Source organism: Flavobacteriales bacterium, assembly GCA_021296215.1.
Classification (GTDB): Bacteria; Bacteroidota; Bacteroidia; order Flavobacteriales; family ECT2AJA-044; genus ECT2AJA-044.
In genome coordinates this window covers 1-18,908 of the sequence record JAGWBA010000068.1, presented here as the reverse complement: position 1 = coordinate 18,908, position 18,908 = coordinate 1, and the positions used below count along the sequence as shown (strand labels likewise).

Annotated in this window: 25 protein-coding genes; 2 read left to right on the top strand and 23 right to left on the bottom strand. The window is 50.3% G+C overall.

Features of this window, described 5'->3' with window-relative positions:
• Window positions 1-47: 47 nt before the first annotated feature.
• The 17 genes from J4F31_10170 to kbl all read right to left on the bottom strand — a co-directional run bounded on the left by J4F31_10170 (window position 48) and on the right by kbl (window position 11,812).
• On the bottom strand, window positions 48-395 hold the full coding sequence (locus J4F31_10170; GenBank protein ID MCE2496922.1) for a GNAT family N-acetyltransferase: 348 nt from the start codon (window positions 393-395) through the stop codon (window positions 48-50).
• A gap of 10 nt (window positions 396-405) precedes the next feature.
• Window positions 406-1,446 (bottom strand): beta-lactamase family protein, encoded by a 1,041-nt coding sequence (locus J4F31_10165; GenBank protein MCE2496921.1) that lies wholly within the window; start codon window positions 1,444-1,446, stop codon window positions 406-408.
• Between the two features lie 21 nt (window positions 1,447-1,467).
• Window positions 1,468-1,932: a hypothetical protein gene (locus tag J4F31_10160; GenBank protein MCE2496920.1), complete on the bottom strand. Its 465-nt coding sequence runs from the start codon at window positions 1,930-1,932 to the stop codon at window positions 1,468-1,470.
• A gap of 88 nt (window positions 1,933-2,020) precedes the next feature.
• Complete coding sequence (locus tag J4F31_10155; GenBank protein MCE2496919.1) at window positions 2,021-2,416, bottom strand: VOC family protein; 396 nt, start codon at window positions 2,414-2,416, stop codon at window positions 2,021-2,023.
• Window positions 2,395-3,075 (bottom strand): hypothetical protein, encoded by a 681-nt coding sequence (locus J4F31_10150; protein MCE2496918.1) that lies wholly within the window; start codon window positions 3,073-3,075, stop codon window positions 2,395-2,397. Before J4F31_10150 ends, J4F31_10155 begins: the two co-directional genes overlap by 22 nt.
• Window positions 3,076-3,447: 372 nt before the next feature.
• A complete protein-coding gene (gene rsgA, locus J4F31_10145; protein ID MCE2496917.1) occupies window positions 3,448-3,831 on the bottom strand; it encodes a GTPase RsgA in 384 nt (127 codons plus the stop codon).
• Window positions 3,795-4,088, bottom strand: a complete 294-nt coding sequence (gene rsgA, locus J4F31_10140; GenBank protein MCE2496916.1) for a GTPase RsgA — start codon at window positions 4,086-4,088, stop codon at window positions 3,795-3,797. Before rsgA (J4F31_10140) ends, rsgA (J4F31_10145) begins: the two co-directional genes overlap by 37 nt.
• On the bottom strand, window positions 3,998-4,378 hold the full coding sequence (locus J4F31_10135) for a hypothetical protein (protein ID MCE2496915.1): 381 nt from the start codon (window positions 4,376-4,378) through the stop codon (window positions 3,998-4,000). Before J4F31_10135 ends, rsgA (J4F31_10140) begins: the two co-directional genes overlap by 91 nt.
• Window positions 4,379-4,420: 42 nt before the next feature.
• Window positions 4,421-5,566: a hypothetical protein gene (locus J4F31_10130; protein ID MCE2496914.1), complete on the bottom strand. Its 1,146-nt coding sequence runs from the start codon at window positions 5,564-5,566 to the stop codon at window positions 4,421-4,423.
• A 205-nt stretch (window positions 5,567-5,771) separates the two neighbouring features.
• Window positions 5,772-6,143, bottom strand: a complete 372-nt coding sequence (locus J4F31_10125; protein ID MCE2496913.1) for a YccF domain-containing protein — start codon at window positions 6,141-6,143, stop codon at window positions 5,772-5,774.
• A 278-nt stretch (window positions 6,144-6,421) separates the two neighbouring features.
• Window positions 6,422-6,985, bottom strand: coding sequence for a ribosome recycling factor (frr, locus tag J4F31_10120; protein MCE2496912.1), 564 nt, complete (start codon window positions 6,983-6,985; stop codon window positions 6,422-6,424).
• Window positions 6,986-7,033: 48 nt separating this feature from the next.
• Entirely contained in the window at window positions 7,034-7,741 is a 708-nt protein-coding gene (locus J4F31_10115) for a UMP kinase (GenBank protein ID MCE2496911.1), read from the bottom strand.
• Window positions 7,742-7,822: 81 nt separating this feature from the next.
• On the bottom strand, window positions 7,823-8,656 hold the full coding sequence (locus J4F31_10110) for an elongation factor Ts (GenBank protein MCE2496910.1): 834 nt from the start codon (window positions 8,654-8,656) through the stop codon (window positions 7,823-7,825).
• 114 nt (window positions 8,657-8,770) lie between these two features.
• Window positions 8,771-9,460 (bottom strand): 30S ribosomal protein S2, encoded by a 690-nt coding sequence (rpsB, locus tag J4F31_10105; protein ID MCE2496909.1) that lies wholly within the window; start codon window positions 9,458-9,460, stop codon window positions 8,771-8,773.
• 107 nt (window positions 9,461-9,567) lie between these two features.
• Window positions 9,568-9,954 (bottom strand): 30S ribosomal protein S9, encoded by a 387-nt coding sequence (rpsI, locus tag J4F31_10100; GenBank protein MCE2496908.1) that lies wholly within the window; start codon window positions 9,952-9,954, stop codon window positions 9,568-9,570.
• Between the two features lie 3 nt (window positions 9,955-9,957).
• Window positions 9,958-10,416 (bottom strand): 50S ribosomal protein L13, encoded by a 459-nt coding sequence (gene rplM / locus J4F31_10095; GenBank protein ID MCE2496907.1) that lies wholly within the window; start codon window positions 10,414-10,416, stop codon window positions 9,958-9,960.
• A gap of 208 nt (window positions 10,417-10,624) precedes the next feature.
• A complete protein-coding gene (gene kbl, locus J4F31_10090; GenBank protein MCE2496906.1) occupies window positions 10,625-11,812 on the bottom strand; it encodes a glycine C-acetyltransferase in 1,188 nt (395 codons plus the stop codon).
• 72 nt (window positions 11,813-11,884) lie between these two features.
• Between kbl and J4F31_10085 the strand changes: the two genes are divergently transcribed.
• Window positions 11,885-12,658, top strand: coding sequence for a hypothetical protein (locus J4F31_10085; GenBank protein ID MCE2496905.1), 774 nt, complete (start codon window positions 11,885-11,887; stop codon window positions 12,656-12,658).
• Window positions 12,628-13,533 carry a hypothetical protein gene (locus J4F31_10080; protein MCE2496904.1) on the top strand — a complete coding sequence of 302 codons (906 nt, stop codon included), beginning with the start codon at window positions 12,628-12,630 and terminating at the stop codon, window positions 13,531-13,533. The genes J4F31_10085 and J4F31_10080 overlap by 31 nt, the downstream gene beginning before the upstream one ends.
• 11 nt (window positions 13,534-13,544) lie before the next feature.
• On the opposite strand, the gene J4F31_10075 is transcribed toward J4F31_10080, so the two are convergent.
• The 6 genes from J4F31_10075 to J4F31_10050 form a co-directional block, all read right to left on the bottom strand.
• Window positions 13,545-14,660 carry a hypothetical protein gene (locus tag J4F31_10075; protein ID MCE2496903.1) on the bottom strand — a complete coding sequence of 372 codons (1,116 nt, stop codon included), beginning with the start codon at window positions 14,658-14,660 and terminating at the stop codon, window positions 13,545-13,547.
• Between the two features lie 78 nt (window positions 14,661-14,738).
• The gene (locus tag J4F31_10070) at window positions 14,739-14,936 is read right to left on the bottom strand and encodes a hypothetical protein (protein MCE2496902.1); all 198 of its coding nucleotides are present in this window, start codon (window positions 14,934-14,936) and stop codon (window positions 14,739-14,741) included.
• 137 nt (window positions 14,937-15,073) lie between these two features.
• Window positions 15,074-16,039 carry a deoxyhypusine synthase family protein gene (locus tag J4F31_10065; GenBank protein ID MCE2496901.1) on the bottom strand — a complete coding sequence of 322 codons (966 nt, stop codon included), beginning with the start codon at window positions 16,037-16,039 and terminating at the stop codon, window positions 15,074-15,076.
• 9 nt (window positions 16,040-16,048) lie between these two features.
• Window positions 16,049-16,900, bottom strand: a complete 852-nt coding sequence (gene speB, locus J4F31_10060) for an agmatinase (protein MCE2496900.1) — start codon at window positions 16,898-16,900, stop codon at window positions 16,049-16,051.
• A gap of 7 nt (window positions 16,901-16,907) precedes the next feature.
• On the bottom strand, window positions 16,908-18,302 hold the full coding sequence (locus tag J4F31_10055) for an arginine decarboxylase (protein ID MCE2496899.1): 1,395 nt from the start codon (window positions 18,300-18,302) through the stop codon (window positions 16,908-16,910).
• Between the two features lie 5 nt (window positions 18,303-18,307).
• Entirely contained in the window at window positions 18,308-18,670 is a 363-nt protein-coding gene (locus J4F31_10050) for a 2OG-Fe(II) oxygenase (GenBank protein MCE2496898.1), read from the bottom strand.
• Window positions 18,671-18,908: the final 238 nt, after the last annotated feature.

The following is an 18,908-nucleotide window of genomic DNA, read 5'->3' as shown; positions in this document are numbered from 1 at the left end:
TCCAATACCAAATCCCCCATTTCTTTTGAACGAAATGTAGCAATTCTTCAAACGCTCCCCACAAAATGGACGTGACCCCCTTTTCCCTCGAATTCGGGCAGCAGGGCGAATCCGATATCGGGGTGGGGTAGGGTGTCGCGCTTTACGAAGCCCATCATGCCGATAGCCTGTCCGGACTTGGTTACCTCCATTTTCCATAGGCCGTAGCCCCAGTCTCTGTAACTCGTTAAGAACTTTTCCTTTATAAAGTTCTCCGCATCCAGTACTTCGTCAATACCCCGGTATCCGATGAATTTGAGCCACCCTGGGGTATTCATGAGTTCGTATACGAAGGGGGCGTCTTCGGTATTGAATTCGATGAGGTGCAATCGGTCGGTCGTAAGGATCTTTTTCACGGTGCTGTGGCTATCGGTTTCTCAAGATCTTGACGATGCGTCGATTCAACAGACTCCCTAGGTTCCACTCGTAGCCGTCGAAATTGGTCGTATTCACGAACTGAATCACCACGGCATCCAGATCTTCGTAGTACTTGGCTCTGCTCATATAACCCGGAACCAAGCCCGTGTGGTCGTACGCGTAGAGCTCCGAATACAGTTCCTGTTCTTTTTCACTGAGCAAGGTGCCCGTGTTCAAAGTGCGTACGAACGCGCCCACATCTTCCGCCGTGGCGATCATGCATCCGTAGTCCGATGATTTTATATCCTCGATTACTCCTACATAGTAACCGCTCATCAACCGGTTCATATCGATCGTGTGTATCGAGGCGAAAGTGTTTACAAGACCCAGTGGGTCCAGTATGACCTTTTTTATGTATTCGAACTTCGATTTACCCGTAACCTTTTCGATCAGCATGGAAAGGAGCAAATAATTGGTGTTGCAGTACATCCATTTTGCGTCGGGCTCAAATTCGGCAGGTAGATCAAAGGCACTCTCCAATACTTCCATTTGGCTCGTGGGCGGATCCGACCAAAAACTCGGTGTATCGGTGTAGTTCGGAATTCCACTCCGATGTTTTACGAGCATACGAAGCGTAATGCGGTCCGAGTTCTCGAATCGGCCCGCGAACTCCGGAAAATATTCCGCTACCGTTCCATCCAACAATAACTGCCCGTTGGCTACCAACCTGGTGATGGCCGAGGCGGTATACAACTTATCTATACTGGCGATCTTGAATAGGCCGTTGGGGTCGGCCGGAATCTTTCGATCGCGATCGTGCCATCCGGCGGCATAGTATTCCGGAGTTCTACCTCCTTGGTCAATGTACACGACCACACCGTCGAAACCATAGTTTAGTCCCTGTTCCACCTGTTCCTGAACCGTATCGGGTATCGGGGTCAGCCACCCTTTGACAACGGGCCATGGAACATAGAACATGGAGATGATGGTACCCACTAAAAGCACCACGCGAAGGGCCCATTCGGCTTTTGATACTTTTTTCTTTTTCATGAACGAGTTATTTGCAAGGCATTACAGGTCCGATGACAATTCGTGCCACCCTCGCTTTCCGTTGAGTCCCAGCCGTGTCAATCGAATGATGTGCTCGCGAAATTCCAGCTTAACGATGGCTGCGACCTGTTGCGTGGGAGGATCACACTTGAGGTCGGAGTCGATCGCAGCTTTTATGTCCATTTTCTTCGATTTTACATTGGTCCCATTTTCCATGGAGATCAAACACGAGTTCCCGTGGAGATCGACAATGATTTGAAAGGCAATTTCGCCTCGAATTCGATTCAGGTCCTTCTCTTTCAGCGCCGACAAAACGATTTCCTTAAACTCCTCTTCATCAATGCCTGCATTTGCGGTGTCCGATTCCAATAGAAATCGCTCTGTATCACATTCTTTGAACTTTTCCGGGAAAAGGTTTTGCGCTTTCGCGATCGACGAAAAAAGAAGAATGGCGAATAGAGCAGAAATTTTCAAATACGTCATCATGGAAGTGATCGTGATTCTAGAACGGGATTATTGATTCATGTAGAAGATGAACATGAGCATGAGAGTTTACGAATATACACCCATTTGATCAGGCAGAACGGTATTCGCTGATCTCGAACAAATGACCATCGGGGTCGCGGAAGAAACAGCGGGTTTCAGCTCCGCGGTCGAAAGGAGGTGTAATGAACTCGGCACTGTGGTGTTGGAGTATTCGGTACGATTCGCGGCAGTTGTTGACGCGAATGGTAAAGGCGTGGCTCACACAGTTCGGGTCGGAGGGAGGTGAGAAATAAGTATCGGGCTTGTCTTCCGTGGGTTCGCCGGAAGTTACGAGTAGCAGCCAGTTTCCCAAGAACTCGATCACGGCAGAATCGCCGCCGTATTCTCTATAGAGCCGGGCACCCAGCACCTCCAAATAAAGTGATTTCGAGCACTCCAAGTCGGAAACGACCAGGATCGTGGTCAGGGCGGAGGCGTAAAGTATCGACCAATACCTAAACGTATATTCATCGGCAGTACTTCGCTGAGGTAGTGTATTTGTGATTCATTTAGCGAGCAAATACTTGTCGAAAATTCTTCAAGTGCCAGTTCTTCTTGTTTCAGCAAGAACCCTTCAACTATTCCTATTAAAGCTGCTTTAAGACTATCACGAGGCGAATCCCGGTCCCACAGGACAAGTATTTCTTGTTGTTCTGGTATCTCAATGACATTCAAGTTTGCTTTGATGGAAAATTGTAAGGAATCGATCGAAAGAGGTTCGCCATCGATCAAAACCTGACCAAACTGATTAACGAGCACACTGATTTGCTTTGTTTTTGATTCAAGGCGAATGAGGTGATCCGGGCATTCGTTGAGTACGTAAACCCTCACGGGCTCAAAATTCTGAGCTAAGGGCAATCCAAAGGCCAGTTTGTTCCAACACGAATCAATGTCGGTTTCGGCCGTCAAGAGCGCTAAAAGGCCCTCGTCGGAATCGCCGAAATCGATGTCAATGATCTTAAGACTATCGGGTATCGAAAACAAACCGGCTTGATTGACACAGTAGGGGTTCTTATGTGACCCGTTCGGATCCGTTGAAGTGGAGCACGAAGTCAGTAACGCGAAATAGGGAATCGCGAATGAAAGGATTGATATGTTTAACAAAGTGAGCCTCAATGAACCGGTTCGATCGGTATTGGTCGATCAGCCTTCAAGATAATCAAGTAGAATTAGTTTTCACCAACCCAGTTGGATAAACCAAAACGTAATTCCGGCCGAGCTTTTAGTTGTTCCCACGGCATTATGTCCGATTAGGTGCCCCGTCGATCTCCTTCATTGGGCTCACGACTCGAGAGAAATGTGGTCTTTCAAAGCACGTTAGTGTCAGAACTTGTTCTTCTTCGACTTCAACACTTCCTTGATCATCTTCCCGAAGTCTTTGTCCTTTTTGCGCCGTTCGGCAACCGTAGATTCGTAGTGCTCCTTCTCTCGTCCCAGCTTTAGGTAATTGTCGAGGGCCGATCTATCGAGTTCGCCTTAGTCGATAGCGGCTAATACAGCGCAGCCCGTTTCAACGGTATGGCTACAATCTTTGAACCTACATTCCAGAGCTAACTCGGAGATCTTGTCGAAGGTGCGGTTCGAGGCATCGGAGGTATCCGTTAAGCCGATCTCACGCATCCCCGGATTATCGATGAGGAGCCCTCCCGAGTCCAGAACCCGCAACTCGCGATGCGTGGTCACGTGCTTACCATGGTTCGAAAAGGCACTGATGGCATCCGTTTTCATTGTGGGCACTCCCGAAATGGAATTCATCAAGGGCGATTTCCCAACTCCCGATGAACCCAGCAAGCAATACGTTTTACCAACTGTAATCAGTTCCTTTAGGGCCTCAATACCTTCTCCGGTTTCAATGCTGATGGCGAATACCGAACGTCTTCTATGCGCAACTTCACCGACTCAATGATGGCGTTGATGGCCTCGGGTTCCAAGAGGTCGATCTTGTTCAACACGATCACGGGACCCACATTCGATGCATTGCAGATCGTCAAATACCGTTCGATACGATTGATGTTGAAGTCGCGATCTACTGCTTGTACAATGAAGGCCGTGTCGACATTGGTGGCGATGATCTGTCGCTCGCCCTTGCCCCGACCGATCGACGCTCCAGAGTGGATGCGCCGGGGAACACGGCGTGAATCACACCTTTGTCTTCATCGTACACCGAAAGCGCTACCCAGTCGCCCACCGCCGGAAAATCGGCCCTGCTAGCAGTTGTGTAGCGCAAATTGCCCAGGATCTCGGCATCATACTCGCCATCGGCGTTCTTCACGACATAGCGCTCCTTGTGCTCGGCTACCACGCGACCCACGTCAAAGGAATCGTACCCGTTTTCAGTCCTATATTCTTCCAAGGCATTGGTGTACCCTAGATCTTCAAGCGTCATGGTGCTCTTTGAATAGTTCAAATAAAGATAGGGATACCATAACACTATTCAACGATTGCTGAGCTACTCACGGTGGGCTCCATACTCCGAGGTCAACTCCCGCCGGATCCACGCATCGAGGGCACTCCGCTCGATACCCAAGTACTTTTCAGTAGCCGAGTAATAGTCGGCATCCGAAGATCCGGCCGATAGGAGCTGCTTAATGAGTTCAACTCCGCCCCTTTCATAAGCCTTGCGCATGACGAATCCGCCCAAGGCATAACGGTAATCGGTGTATTGATCGAGCGAACGCAGCTCGAGCATGTTACCGAGATCGATTTCCGGATGATCACTCAAATGGGCGTTCACCTTTTTTAAATGCCAATCGAGGTCCTTTCCCCGGCTCATGCCGTAGTACGTGGCCAAGCCTTCCAGAGCCCATAGGTGCGCATTGGGGTAATGTGGGTTTATGAGCACGTGGATGAGCTCGTGCGGGTAGTATTCATCGAGCCCCGCCGAGTACACGATCCGGTACTCAGGTTCCGATTTGCCACTGGGGATCTCTTTGCCACTGGCGCCGATCAAAAAGGCGAAGCCCCTGAGCTCGTTGATTTGTTCGTTAGTAGGAGCAAAGTAATAGTCGACCGTATCAATCGGCACCTCGAACGCGCTGCTGAAATCTGATAAAAAGGCACTCTGCTTTTGGGCCAATTCCGAGTCGAATTCGTGCGACTTCAAGTAATGATAGCGGATGTACCCCACGGTGGTGGTCGATAAGTGCAGCTCGGTATTAATCGGCAAGGCGTTGAAAAGTTTGAGCTTATCGTTCGCTCGTCCTGCGTAAACGTGAAAGGTGTACTGAACTTGACTTCTCCTGTTTTTCGGGGCGAATTCCATGAGCGAGGTGATCTTGTAATACGGCCCGATCTCCCGAACACTCAAGATTTTGACGCTGGCATAAGCAACAAATCGCAAAAAGTCCTCGGTTCCGAAATCGAGTTCACGCTCCACGAGGAAGTAGTCATCGGATCCGAATCGCTCTACCTCGGCGTTATTCCAGAAAACCGATCCGGCATCATCGCTCCCCGAAGTGAGGAAGTCGACCCACAGATCGAGGGGTTCGCCCACGCAATACACCGAAGTATCGATGTCGTAATTCACGAATACCCCCTGAGCCCTGACATTGGATGACGTGGTCAAGAGTAATATGATCCAAATGAAACTCCTCATTCCGGTAAGTCCTGCGCTTGATCGTGCGGCTTAAAAGTTGATGGTTTCGCGACAAGGTACGTAAGCGCTTGGGAAATCTCGGGTGATTTCATGCTCACAGCCGAACTTTTGTGCCTACGGCACGATGCGGGAGTTCGCCGGCCAATTGAAAACTTCACCGGGGCAGCGGAGGGCTCCATCGAGCCGTTGAGGCTCAGAATACTTATTAGGTGATTACGCGTTTTCCGAAGGGGGTAAGGGCCAGCGAGGCGAGTTTGAAGTGCTGGCTGCCCCACGGTGCGCCGATGATGGTGATGGTGAGCAGGATGCCGAAGAGCAGGTGGGTGAGGGCGATCCAGATGCCGCCGAGGAAGATCCAGAGCACGTTCATGAGGGTGTGGAGGCATCCGCCCGCGTTTTCGGTGTCTTTCACTTCGGCGCCAAAGGGCCACAGCATCAGCATGGCGAGTTTGAGGGTTTGGATGCCGAAGGGGATGCCCACGATGGTGATCATGAGTAAAAGGCTGGCGATGAAGTACTCGATGGCGGCGATTAGTCCACCGAATATTAGCCAGATGAGGTTGCCCAATAAGTTCATAGCCGATTGTTGCAGTTAGTTATTGACGGTCAGTACTATGAGGTGGTAAGATTCGTCAATTTAACGAAGTTGAACCATTTCATGAATATGTGGTGTAACAGAGGCCTACCCGGAGGTCGTATCGGGTGTGTTGGGGTGATCGTTTTTCTAGTGACCGAGAAAAATAAAGAGCATCTCAGTCTCAGTAAAATCAGCCACATCGGGGTTTCGAACAACTCCAATATAAAAGCGCCTATCGTAAAGACGGCGCTATTGCAAATTTGTTACACAACGGAGGATTAAATATGCATGATCTCGGCTTCTTTTCGCTCGAGGTGTTTGTCGATCTTGGTGTTGTAGCCGTTGGTGATGCCTTGGATCTCGGCTTCGGCGTCCTTGGCCAGATCTTCCGACAGGCCGCCGTTTTCGAGTTTTTTGATCTCGTTGTTGGCCTCTTTACGGGCGTTTCTGATTCCAATGCGGGCGTGTTCGGCTTCGGTGCGCGCTTGCTTCACCAAGTCTTTGCGTCGTTCCTCCGTAAGTGGCGGAATATTGATGATCACGACCTCACCGTTGTTTTGTGGGTTGAACCCGAGGCCACTGTTCATGATGGCCTTTTCGATCTCCGGGATCATCTTCTTTTCCCATGGCTGCACGGTCAGTGTGCGGGCATCCGAGGTGTTGATGTTCGAAACTTGCGAAAGAGGAGTTTCGGTGCCGTAGTAATCTACTTTAACGGTGCTCAACATTTGCGGGTTCGCACGACCGGCGCGAATCTTCAACAATTCCTTTTCGAGGTGGTCGATGCTTTTGTTCATGGCATCGCGAGTGGTCTCGTATATCAGTTCCAAATCTTCGTTCATATTCCTAAAACTTTAAGGTGGCCTAAGTTATTAAAAACCGCGATTCGATCAGTTTTCGACCAGGGTACCCACATTTTCTCCAAGCACGACCTTTTCGAGGTTGCCCGGGGTATTCATGTCGAATACGATGATGGGCAAGTCATTTTCCTTGCTCAAAGTAAAGGCGGTCATATCCATTACATTGAGGCCTTTTTCGTATACGTCTTTGAACGTGAGGTTTTGGTAGCGCACGGCCGATTTGTCTTTCTCGGGATCGGTGGAGTAAATGCCGTCGACGCGTGTTCCTTTGAGGATCACATCGGCTTCGATCTCCACGGCGCGCAGTGTGGCGGCGGTATCCGTGGTGAAATACGGGTTGCCCGTTCCTCCTCCGAAAATGACGATACGACCTTTTTCGAGGTGGCGAACTGCGCGTCGTCTAATAAAAGGTTCGGCGACTTTGTCCATTTCGATGGCTGATTGAAGGCGGGTTTGCATGCCCATTCCTTCGAGCACGGATTGCATGGCCAAGCCGTTGATGACGGTGGCGAGCATTCCCATGTGGTCTCCTTGTACGCGATCGATACCTTGATCGGCGGCGCCGAGACCGCGGAAGATGTTTCCTCCGCCGAGTACTATGGCTACTTCGACTCCGGCTTCAACTACTTTCTTGATGTCTTCGGCATAGGCTCGAATACGGTTGGGGTCAATGCCGTAACTGTTGGCTCCCATGAGGGCTTCGCCACTCAATTTCAGAAGGACTCTTTTGTATTTCATCACTTGGACTTTAGGTTCGGTAAAGTTAGAGCAAAAAAAAGGAGAGAACTAAGTCTCTCCTTTAAAGTATCAATGCTTGAATCAACCTCCGAGGCCGACGCGTTTGAACGCGGTGGCCGACAATCCTTTGTCAACGGAATTCAAGTAATCGCTCACGCTCTGCTTGCTCTCTTTGATGTAAGCTTGAGACATCAGGGTGTTCTCCTTGAAGAATTTACCCAAACGACCTTGAGCGATACGGTCGAGCATTTCTTCCGGCTTACCTTCTTGACGAGCGAGATCGCGACCTACTTCCAATTCGCGGCCGATGGTCTCTTGGTCAATTCCGCCCTTATCTATTGAGATCGGGCTCATAGCGGCAACTTGCATGGCCACATTCTTTCCGGCATCGTCATGGGAAGGAACGGCGCTCAAACCGACCAAACTGGCCAATTTGTTTCCGGCATGGATATAAGCGGCAACGTAAGGAGCTTCGAGTTTCTCGTAAGTAGAAACCTCGATCTTTTCACCGATAACTCCGGTTTGATCGGTCAACTTCTCTTCAACGCTCATGGAGCCGTCGAATGAAAGAGCGTAAAGCTCTTCTTTAGTGTCGGGAGTGTTCTCCATAGCCACTTTAAGAACTTGCTCGGCCAACTGAACAAAACCTTCGTTCTTAGCAACGAAGTCCGTTTCGCAGTTAACACTAACCAAAACCCCAACGGTGTTGTCGGCATTGGTAGTAGCCAAAACAGCTCCTTCGCTCGCTTCGCGATCGGCGCGCTTAGCAGCTACTTTTTGACCTTTTTTCCGGAGGATATCGATGGCAGCGTCGAAATCGCCTTCGGCTTCAACGAGCGCTTTTTTACAGTCCATCATTCCGGCTCCGGTTTGTTTACGGAGCTTGTTTACTTCTGCGGCGGTGATTTTCGCCATTTTCTGTTTCTAATTCTCAGGTTATAAATACTGGTTGAATTATTCGGCCGCTGATGCCTCTTCTTTCTTGCTCTTCTTCTCTGTCTTCTCTTCAGAAGAGTCATCTTTATCTGCTTATCGAGCAGTAAGTCCTTCTTTCACAGCGTCGGTTACGTACTCGAGGATCACTTTGATCGCTTTAGAAGCGTCGTCGTTACCCGGGATGGCGAAATCCACATCGTTCGGGTTCGAGTTGGTATCGACGAGGGCGAAAGTAGGGATGTTCAATTTTTGAGCTTCTTTCACCGCGATGTGCTCATGCATCACGTCAACGATGAAGAGTGCTCCCGGCAAACGGTTCATGTCGGCGATGCTTCCGAGTTGCTTCTCGAGTTTAGCACGTTGACGAGTTACCTGAAGGCGCTCGCGCTTAGACAATGAATCGAATGTACCGTCTGCGATCATTTTGTCGATGGTTTGCATCTTTTTGATCGCTTTGCGGATGGTCACGAAGTTCGTGAGCATACCACCAGGCCAACGCTCGGTGATGTAAGGCATGTTCAAACCTTTCATCTGCTCTTCCAAGATCTCTTTAGCTTGTTTCTTGGTAGCGACGAAGAGGATCTTTTTTCCGCTGGCTGCAATGGATGCCAGGGCCTTACGACTTTCGTCGAGCTTGGCTGCCGTTTTTTTGAGGTCAATGATGTGGATTCCGTTGCGCTCCATGAAAATGTAAGGAGCCATGGCTGGATTCCACTTGCGAGTCAAGTGCCCGAAGTGAACACCTGATTTTAAGAGTTTTTCAATTTCTATTGGTTGCATAATGCAATTGGTTTACGTTCTGTTCGACTTAATTTTTGGCTTAAGCAATCGGGAGGTAGGCCCGGGGGCATCCGACCGATTTAGATGCTAAACCGAATAAGGAATTCCGATTAACGTTTAGAGAACTGGAATTTCTTACGAGCTTTCTTCTGACCGAATTTTTTGCGCTCGACCATACGTGGGTCACGAGTGAGCAAGCCGTGTGGCTTGAAGATAGCGCGGTACTCGTCGTTGATCTCGCACAAAGAGCGAGCGATTCCCAAACGAAGAGCTTCCGCTTGTCCGGTGGTTCCACCACCTTCAATGTTTGCTTTAACGTCGTACTTTCCTACGATCTCCGCCAAAGTGAAAGGTTGCATCACTTTGTAGCGCAGGGTCGGGGTAGTGAAGTAGTCGTCGATCGCGCGGTTGTTGATAGTAAAGTTACCCTTACCCTCGGTCAAATAAACGCGAGCAACTGATTTCTTGCGACGTCCGATAGCGTGCGTGATTTCCATTGCTTAGATTTTAATTTCGTTGAAGTTCATTACTTCGGGCTTTTGCGCCTCATGCGGGTGCTCTGCACCAACATATACGTGAAGATTTCCGAAGATCTTGCGACCTAAACGGTTCTTCGGCAACATGCCTTTAACAGCAGCCTCGATCAAGAGAATAGGATCTTTCTCAAACAACTCGCGCGAAGTCAAACTGCGCTGTCCACCCGGGTAACCCGTGTGGCGGATGTGTTGTTTCTGATCCCACTTCTGTCCTGACAAGCTTACTTTATCGGCATTGATAACGATGACGAAATCACCACCATCCACATGCGGAGTGAAGTCTGGCTTGTGTTTTCCGCGAAGAACTTTAGCAACACCAGAGGCCAAACGACCTAGTGTTTGTCCTTCAGCGTCCACCACGATCCACTTCTTGTCTACCGTTGCGGCGTTGGCCGAAACCGTCTTGTAGCTCAATGTGTCCACTTGACTGAATTTTTAATTAATTACCCGACTCGCAATGGAGCCCTCTCAAAAACGGGCTGCAAATTTACGACAATAATACCGTTAGCCCAATTTTATGAACGAAAAAGTGTTGATAACCAATTGGCTTCAGCCCTCCTGATAGCGGGGGATGGCCTATGTTGAGTCGGGTGATCCATAGCGGAACGGAGGGCTACATCGAGCCGTAGGCTCATATCACTCCTAATTCCTTGCCGACTTCGGTAAAGGCCTCGATGGCTTTGTCGAGGTGCGACTGGTCGTGCGCGGCACTGAGTTGTACTCGAATACGGGCCTGCTCTTTCGGGACCACCGGATAAAAGAATCCGACGACGTAAATTCCTTTTTCGAGAAGCTTATCGGCCATGACCTGCGACAGTTTGGCGTCGTACAGCATTACCGGTACAATGGCGCTGTCTCCGTCCTTGATGTCGAATCCGGCCGCTTTGATCCCCTTTTTAAAGTAGTTGGTGTTCCACTCGAGTTTATCGCGCAGTTCGGTGCTTTCGCTCAGCAGGTCGAAAACCGCGATGCTGGCACCCACGATGGATGGAGCCAGCGAGTTACTGAAGAGGTACGGGCGAGAGCGTTGACGCAGCATGTCGATGATCTCCTTGCGACCGGTCGTAAACCCGCCCATGGCACCTCCGAGTGCCTTTCCGAGCGTTCCGGTGATGATGTCGATACGTCCCATAACTCCGCGCAACTCGTGGGTCCCGCGACCCGTTTCGCCTATGAATCCGGTTGCGTGGCATTCGTCGACCATCACGAGGGCATCGTACTTTTCGGCGAGGTCACAGATCTTATCGAGCTGAGCTACATAGCCGTCCATGGAGAATACCCCGTCGGTTACGATGATCTTGTGGCGCGCTTCGGAGGCCGCTTTCAGCTGTTCCTCGAGATCGGCCATGTCGTTATTCTTGTAGCGGAAACGCTGAGCCTTGCACAAGCGCACCCCATCGATGATGGAGGCGTGGTTGAGCGAATCGCTGATGATGGCGTCTTCGGGCCCGAGCAAGGGCTCGAACATGCCACCGTTGGCGTCGAAGGCCGCAGCGTATAGTATGGTGTCTTCCGTACCCAAAAACTCGGCGATCTTGTGCTCGAGTTCCTTGTGAATGTCCTGAGTTCCAGAAATGAAGCGAACGCTCGACATCCCAAATCCATGCGAGTCCAAGGCATCCTTCGCGGCCTGCAAAACTTTTGGGTGCGAGCTCAGCCCCAAGTAGTTGTTCGCGCAAAAATTGATCACTTCCTGACCGGTGCTGATCCGGATCACGGCATCTTGCGGACCGGTGACGATGCGCTCCTTCTTATATAGTCCGGCCTCTTCAATGGCCTTCAACTCGTCTTGCAAATAGCTTTTCAGGGCTCCGTACATATCGCTGAATTTTGCACGCAAGTTAGCGGAAATCAGTCTTCTTAAAAAGGAAATTAGCTACCTTGGATCTCTGTGAAGCGCAAGCGGCTCAAAATAGGCATCGCCGTTATCGCGGGGTTCGTTTTGTCGGGCAATTTGTTGGTGCTGCGACAGGTGAACGATATGCTCAAAACACAGGTCCGCAACCAACTGGGCGATGGCTGGGAGTTCGAGTACGAGCGCAGCCGCTTGAACCTTCGCCGCGGCGAGCTAAAACTCTACGACATTCAACTCACCCGTCAGGGCCAGCAAAAGAAGTATTGGTCGCTCCACGTCAAAAGCATTCGCCTCCACGGCTTCAAGAGTGCCGAATTCCTTTCTTCGGGGAGCCTGCGGCTCGATAGTCTCGTCATCGATAAGCCGGTGTTCGAAGGATACGCCTTACCTCCAAAGGACAGTTCAAAAACGGCCGTGCCCAAAGAGGGGTCCTCGGACGGAGAATTGACCGGGCTCGATCTCCGGGCCAAGGAGCTCCGAACCCTGGACGGCTCTCTTTGGTGGGATCCCGATGGACCGATGGAGTTTTCGGCCGGACTCAAATTCGTGATGAAAGACTTGGCCGTCGATGGCTCCGCGACGGAGCTGGTGGAGATGTCGCGCTGGGTGCTCACCTTGCCCGATGTATATTTTCAATTCCCGGACAGTATGTACGTGGTGATGGTTGACAGCGTAGAAGTGCTTTGGGGCGACACCCTCTTTGCCGGACACGGATTACACCTGAAGGCAAATCTGGGACGGATCGCCTACGGACACCACTACGGTTGGAAAAAAGCTCGGTGGGATGTTTCGGTCCCACGTGGTATATGACCCCGCCCGATATGGTCGACACCGGATTGGTACAACTCACGAACTTGTATCTGAACCAGCCTTATGCCGAGATCTTCAAAGATGGTCGATTGCCATTTCCGGATCAAGTGAAGACATATCCTCAGGATTTGCTGAGCAGTATTTCAATCGATCTGGGCTTCGAAAGGATCGAGGTCAATGGCGGAGTGCTGGTCATTGAAGAGTTGCAAGGCGAGCGCAAGATCGCTGTGCGTGTAGAATTGACCGAACTCAATGCCTCGGTCACCAATGTGCAAAATTGGGATAAGGAAGCGCCCGCCTTTGTTATGGCTGGATCGACCATGCTACAAGGAAGTACCTTGGCCGAGATTCTGGCAGAATATTCATATGGTTACCGAAACCCGTTCACGCTCACGGGCCGAATGGATTCGACGGACCTTAGTATCACGAAGAAATTTCTGGAGCATTCGGGTAACCTTTCGGTCAAGAGCGGACAGGTGGATGGCCTTACATTTAATTTGAGGGGAAATCAAGATACGACCTTCGGGAACGTTGATTTCAGGTATTCGAATTTGGAGGTGGAATTGGTCGATAAACAAACCGGCGAAGGCAAGGGGGAGCTGGTGAACTTCTTCACCGGCGCTTTTGGTGGTTTGGTGTACCACAAAGACAATCCGTCCAAGAAGTATGGACTCCACTTAGGTCAGGTTGGAGTGGCGAACAAGCCGTACAAGGCATTCATTGGGCACTGGATGGAAGGGCTTCTCGATGGGCTCTTGAATTCCGTTCTCAGGACCAAGACCCTGAAGCGCGATCGAGAATACCGCAAAAAAGTAAGGGAGCAAAAGCGCGAAGATCGCAAAGCTCAATCGTCGTCCGAAAACCTTGAAGAATAAGAGGGACGGAACTACTTTAGCCGATCAAGTGAATCGTTGACGAGGGTCCACAAGGCCTGGATGCCCGGTGCTATGAGTGCTTCGGGAAACGAAAAGTCCGGCGAACCCATGCTTCGGGCCGAGAGGCCGCAACCCAAACCAAAATATACCGCGTTGAGATTCTCCCGGAAAACGCCGAAGTCGTCGGACCAGCGGAAGGGCTGCTCCATGTGAATCAATGGAAGCTCGTTTTTAGTACACCATCGATTGATCCACTCTGAAGATCCTTCGGGGTTTTTAACGGCCTCGAATGCATCGTGCCAGGTAACGTCGATCCCGAGGGCGTGAATTTGCCCGGCGATTTGTGCGTAATCTACGATGCGTTTGGCCATTTTATCGAGTTCGCGCCGTTTTTGAGCGCGGATCGTGGCACTTAGTTCGGCGTATTCGGGGGCCGTGTAAAAATCGTGCTGTCCGAGGTGCGCGTGCGCGATATTGGTTTGTACGAACTGCTCAAATTTATCGTCGTTTTCGAGGTCGAGAATTTGCTCCGATAGGCGAATGAGCGCCCCGAGTGGGTGGCTGTCATCGTGAGTCGAAATATCGGTGCCTCGGCCGTGTAGCTTTATGGTGAGGCCCTTGCTTGCCGTGGTGATATCCCCTTCGCGAAAAAGCACGGAGCCCGGTTCATGGCCGGGAATGGCCCTGAACCCGATGATGAGTTCGGGTTTGAAAGGTCGGAATTTGTCGTCGAGATAAACCGCGCGCGCTCCCGTGCCCAGAACCGATGCGGGCTGAAACAACAGGGCAACGGACCCCACAGGTGGTGTATTTTTTTGAAGCAATGGCGCCAGCCCTGCGGCTAGGGCCATGTGGCCGTCGTTACCGTACAGGTGACCCGCGGGTGATGCGTCCATGGGAACGCGGATCATAACCGTTGGGCCTTTGACCCCCGATCCCCATTCGGCCAAAAGACCAAACCCACCGACGTGATCGACCAGTCGCGTGGGTTTGTATTCGGTCAGGAAATGTTTGAGACGGGCCGAGGTTTCCTTTTCGGTATTTGCGAGTTCCGGAAACATCCGCAATCGAGCCAATAAGCTGAGCGCGGGATCAACGGAAACAGTGGATGTCGTAGCAGTATTCAAAACACGTGAAGTTCTGGTTTTGAATAGCTAACGAGAATCTCGACCTGAGGTTCAAAAAAAACTGAAAGTTTTGAAATATTAGTCTTCGACCTCTTCGTCCCGGGCTTCGGTTTCGAACTCTTCGGATTCGCCGGAACCTTCATCGTCATCTTCTTCCATGTAGGCATCGATCTTTTTTGTCATTTCGACATTGATCTTGACGAAGTATTCGGCGTCTTCGGTTTCGATCGGAAGTGCGGAGACCGTTTCTCCGGCAGCGTTGACGAACTTGATCAAATCACTGTCGCCATAGCCGTACGTGTACGTGTACTTGATGCTTTCGAGAATATCGGTGTGATATTCTCGACGTTGATGATTTTATGCGCTTTGCTCATTTTTAAATTGGCGGTGATTTAAAGTATGCTGTAGTAATATCAAAGGTCAAGAAGAGAGGCGAAGATCAGCGGAGCTACGATGGTAGCATCTGATTCGATGATGAACTTCGGGGTATCGATCCCCAGTTTTCCCCAAGTGATCTTCTCATTCTGTACGGCGCTCGAATAGGACCCGTAACTGGTCGTTGAATCACTAATTTGGCAGAAATAGCTCCGTAAGGGAATATTCTCCATTTCGAGGTCTTGGTGCAACATGGGCACCACACAGATCGGGAAATCTCCTGCAATGCCACCTCCAATTTGGAAGAAACCAACGCCCTTTTCACCACCGTTTTCAATGTACCACTTGGCGAGGTAGGTCATGTACTCGATTCCCGATTTTACGGTTGACGGCTTAAGGTCTTCAGTAAAGCAATAGCTGGCGAAAATATTACCCATGGTCGAATCCTCCCGTCCCGGGCAAACGATCGGCAAGTTCTTCTCGGCGGCGGCTACCATCCAGCTATCCTTGGGATCGATTTGGTAGTATTGCTCGAGAACACCGCTGTTGATCATTTGATACATGTATTCGTGCGGGAGATATCGCTCTCCGTTATCGTCGGCCTTTTTCCACAGTTCGTGAATATGCTTTTGCAGACGCCGGAAAGCCTCCTCCTCAGGAATACACGTATCGGTTACGCGATTGATCCCTCGTTTCAAAAGACTCCATTCTTGCTGTGGTGTAAGGTCGCGGTAGTTCGGCACCCGCTCATAGTGGTCGTGTGCCACTAAATTCATGATGTCTTCTTCGAGGTTGGCCCCCGTGCACGATATGATCTGGACTTTGTCTTGGCGGATCATTTCGGCTAAGAGCTTACCCATTTCGGCGGTGCTCATGACACCGGCCAAAGTGATCATCATGGGTGCCCTGGAGTCGAGGTGTGCTTGATAAGCGTTCGCGGCATCTACAACCGAGGCGGCGTTGAAATGTAAGTAGTACTTATCAATGAATTCTTTGATCTTCATTCGCAATGATTATTTCTGCCACTTAAAGAGGTAGCTCAACATTTTATAATAGAGTTTGGCCGCGAGAAAATCGGGCGCTTTGTTATTTGGATTCGGTGCTAGTTCAACGAGGTCGAATCCGACCACGTGACGCGTCTTGAACACCTGGCGCAGAAAACGCAAAACTTGGTTCCAGCCCATACCGCCCGGTTCCGGCGTTCCCGTGGAGGGCATGATGGCCGGATCGAACACGTCGAGGTCGATCGTGATGAACACATTCTGGGTCATGAGTCTCAGTGCGTCTTTCATCCAGCGGTCGTCTTTATAGATCTTGTGCGCCCAAAAAGTATGGTCTTCGTCCATATATTCAACCTCACAGGAGTCCATACTTCGGATGCCAACTTGAACGAGGTTGGTAGTGCGGCTCGCTTCGTGAACGGCGCACGCGTGATTGAATGGAGTTCCCTGGTACTCGGGACGAAGGTCAGCGTGTGCGTCGAGTTGCAGTACCGTCAGATCTTCAAAACGCTTATTGAACGCTCTGATGGTACCGATCGATATGCTGTGTTCTCCTCCGATCACAGTGGTGAATTTACCCTCGTCAATTAGCTCCCCGGTGCTTTGCTCGACCTTCTTCACCATATCTTCGGGGCTCGTCATTCCCGTCAAGGAATCCGCCAAGAAAACGCCTTTTTTGTACGCCTCTAATCGGGTTTCGATATCGTAACGCTCCATGTTCTCAGACGCTTCTAAGAAAGCTGCCGGTCCTTTATCTGCCCCCTTTCCCCAAGTTGACGTGCCGTCGTACGGAATCGGCAACAGGGCCACTTCGGCGGTTTCTCTTTCGGCGTATTTATCTTCTATTCCTGCGTAGTTCATCATAATGTTTTTAATATCCGAGAATATTGAGCATCGTGGCGGCCGATTCCGTGTCTCGGAAGAGTTTGTATTTAAAGTTACCGTTTTCGTCTTTATCGATGATGACGTACTTCGGCGAAGGGGTGAGGCAATGTTGAATGCCGCCATATCCACCAATACTTTCCTGATATGCCCCTGTATTGAAGAATCCCGGGTATAGGGTATTGTTCTTGTCGAACTTAGGCAAATATATGGCGTTGATATGCTGCTCGGAATTGTAGTAATCGTCGCTGTCACAAGTTAGCCCTCCTAAAAATACACGCTCGTATTCCTTTTCCCAATGATTTTTGGGCAGCATGATGAAGCGCCTGTTAATGGCCCAAGTATCGGGCAGCGTAGTCATGAAACTGCTGTCGATCATGTTCCAGCACTCGCGGTCGTTTTGCCTCTTTTGCAAAAGCACACTGTACAGCGCTCCTCCGGCCTCGCCTACCGTAAAGCTGCCGAACTCCGTAAAAATATGAGGTACCGGTACGCCGAATTCACCGCAAACCATTTTGACCTGACTAATGATCTCGTCAACGATATAATCGTATTCGAACTCAAAACTCAAACTATTCTTGATCGGGAAGCCCCCGCCGATATTCAACGAGTCGAGACCCTGCGCTACCTTCTTCAATTCGCAGTAGACCCGCAAACACTTGGTGAGTTCGCCCCAGTAATAGGCGTTATCACGAATTCCGGTGTTCACGAAAAAGTGGAGCATCTTCAAGTTGAACTTCTCATTATCCTGCACCTGCTCAAGGTAAAACGGAACTATATTTTTGTATCCGATCCCCAAACGCGAGGTATAAAATTCGAACTTGGGCTCTTCTTCCGAAGCAATGCGCAGTCCGATATTCATCGGCTCCTGCAGTTTTTGATCGAGGCGGTCGTATTCCGATAAGTTGTCGATCACCGGCACTATGTTCTCGTAACCTTTATTTCGCAGAGCAACGATTGAATCGAGGTACTCGTCGGTCTTGAATCCATTGCACACGATGTATCGGTCGGCCGGCAACGTCCCTTCCTCGAACAGCTTGGTCATGATCATGACGTCGTAGGCTGAAGAGGTTTCTAAGTGCGTGCCCTGCTCAATCGTTTCTTTAATCACGTGCGCAAAGTGGTTGCTCTTGGTGACGTAGCAGTAATGATAGTCGCCTTCGTAATCGTGTTTTTTCATCGCTTCGCGGAACCACCCGCGGGCTTCGCCGATCTGTTCGCCGATCACCGGCAGGTAAAAGAATTTCAGCGGCGTTCCGAACCGCTCGATCACGTCCATCAGTGGAATGTCGTGAAAGCGCAGGTCGCCATTTTTATCGCGATCGAATTCCGCTTGCGGAAAATCAAAAGTCTGCTCAACAAGGTCTATATATCTATTCTTCATAGCGATCAAAAGAAAGTTAACTTCTGCGGTTTATCCAACATCCACCCGGTGATGCTGTATCGATTACCGAGTGAGAGCAGCACTTCGTGTTCGATCCTCTTACTGTCCAAAAGGACTAAGGTACCCGCCTGCGGCGAGATGTCCACATATCGGTCCGTTGTGCTATCGTTAAATATGGCATCTTCATACACCCTTAGGCAACCTCCTTGCTCGGGGGTCCAATCGAGATTCAGGTAAGTGATCACCGAAATAACCCGGTGATCGTTAATATTCAGCGTGTCGTGATGTCGGTCATAGTGCGTTCCCGGAGGGTAGCAGGCAAAGTGAACCTCGTAATCGGCCAAGCCTAAAAAGCAGATTCGATTCAAGAACACGCGAAGATCTTCGAGCTTATCGAGGTATCGATGCCTGGCCGGAACAGCATCTTCCTGTTCGACCCACTTGATGCGGTCGCCTCGGATACTCCGATCGATTTGATGTTCATGCGCTGATCCAATTCCGGCCGCTTTGAACCGCTCTTCCCTTTAATTTCACCACCTGTTAATTTTGATGATTAGAAGTTAACAACCGACAGGGGCACTTTATCGCTTTTCCCGGGTTCTTAGA